This is a genomic window from Chrysanthemum yellows phytoplasma, assembly GCF_000803325.1.
Taxonomy (GTDB): Bacteria; Bacillota_I; Bacilli_A; order Acholeplasmatales; family Acholeplasmataceae; genus Phytoplasma; species Phytoplasma asteris.
The window spans coordinates 1-1,367 of the sequence record NZ_JSWH01000187.1 but is presented as its reverse complement, the minus strand read 5'-3'; the positions used below and the strand labels follow the sequence as shown (position 1 = coordinate 1,367).

General features: G+C 24.9%; 3 pseudogenes. 1 reads left to right on the top strand and 2 read right to left on the bottom strand.

Features of this window, described 5'->3' with window-relative positions:
• Positions 1 to 161: 161 nt before the first annotated feature.
• Both OL66_RS03095 and OL66_RS04395 read right to left on the bottom strand, forming a co-directional pair.
• A pseudogene (locus OL66_RS03095) lies at positions 162 to 806 on the bottom strand (phase variable surface lipoprotein).
• A gap of 169 nt (positions 807 to 975) precedes the next feature.
• Positions 976 to 1,104 (bottom strand): annotated as a pseudogene (locus tag OL66_RS04395) (toprim domain-containing protein); the annotation flags it as partial.
• 138 nt (positions 1,105 to 1,242) lie between these two features.
• Here OL66_RS04395 and OL66_RS03090 point away from each other — a divergent pair.
• Positions 1,243 to 1,367 (top strand): annotated as a pseudogene (locus OL66_RS03090) (sigma-70 family RNA polymerase sigma factor); the annotation flags it as partial.

Genomic DNA, 1,367 nt, shown 5'->3' with positions numbered 1-1,367 from the left:
CGATAATATCAAATATCGTTATCATTATCATTATCGATATAAAATATCAAATATCACTCCTTAAATAAGCTTTTTATTAAAAAGGATATATGAAAAGTAACATGGTAACAAAGTGGTAATAAGATGGTAATAAAACGGTAATAAAGTGGTAATTTTATAAATTATTTATTTGTTTTTAATTCTTTTTTATTTAAATTGGATAAATAACCAGAACGTAACTTTTTCACCCGATAACCTTGTTTATCTTTTGTCAAAAAAGATTTAATGTATTTTAAATCTTCTTTTCGATAATAGATGATGTTTAACCCTTTTTTATAGTTAGTTTTCATAGGTTTATGATATTTATCTAGCTTTTGAGGGTCTAATTGATATAACTGTAAAATTTCTAACTTATTGACATCAATTTTGCCAATTAATTCTTTGATGATATTTTTAGATTCATTTTTATAATTGATTTGAAAGATATCATGATAGGTTTTAAGGGGGGGGTATTTTGGTTTTTAAAGGGGGGTAAATCTGAAAGTAATAGTTTACTATTACTAGAAGAGAAATTATCATTAATTAAGGTTATTTTTGTTTGTTTAATTTCATCCAAGATTTGAGGATCGACGAAGAGAGTTTGGTTTTTTAGGGCGATAATTGGCTTCTTGGTAAGTATTTTTCTTTTTAGAGTGGGTTATAATAGTCAGATTGATTAAATCTTGTTTTAAAGTTTGTAAAAAGAGTTTAATTTGGTCTAAATCAGTAGGGGTGGTTTTGGTATTCCATCCGCCGATTCTAATTCCTTGATTAAGGTCGTTTTTCATTTTTATTTTCTCCTTTGGATTTGTTTTTGTCATTTTGTTAAAATATTTATCAATTTTTGGCCTAGTAATTGAATGTGCGTGATTCATATTATTAATTTTATTTTTTAAAGGTCATATAGGGCAAAATAATACTTTTGTTGTTGTTTAATTGTTATTTTATAATAAATCATTATGTCATGACTTCAACTTTATCTTCGCCAAAAAAATGAATAGCTAAATCCACTATTTGTTTCTTTTCGGCCTCTTCGTATGAAAGATAAGGGTCTAAAAAACATTTTTGATAAGCTTGAAAGCCGTGAACTGTTCCAAAAGTTTAGACACTTTTTGCTTTTTAAAAATTCTGTAAGACTAATTATTAAGTTAGTCTTTTTTTCTTTTCTAAGGCTAAAACAATAATTTCTTATCCTTTCTAAAAACGTTTTTAGAAAGGAATTAAATGTTAAGAGAAGAATTATTTAAAGAATTTTTAAAAAATAAAAAGAATTTAGAAATACGAGATCAATTAATTGAACTTCATTTACCATTAATCAAAAAAATAGTAAATCAATTTAAATATTATCC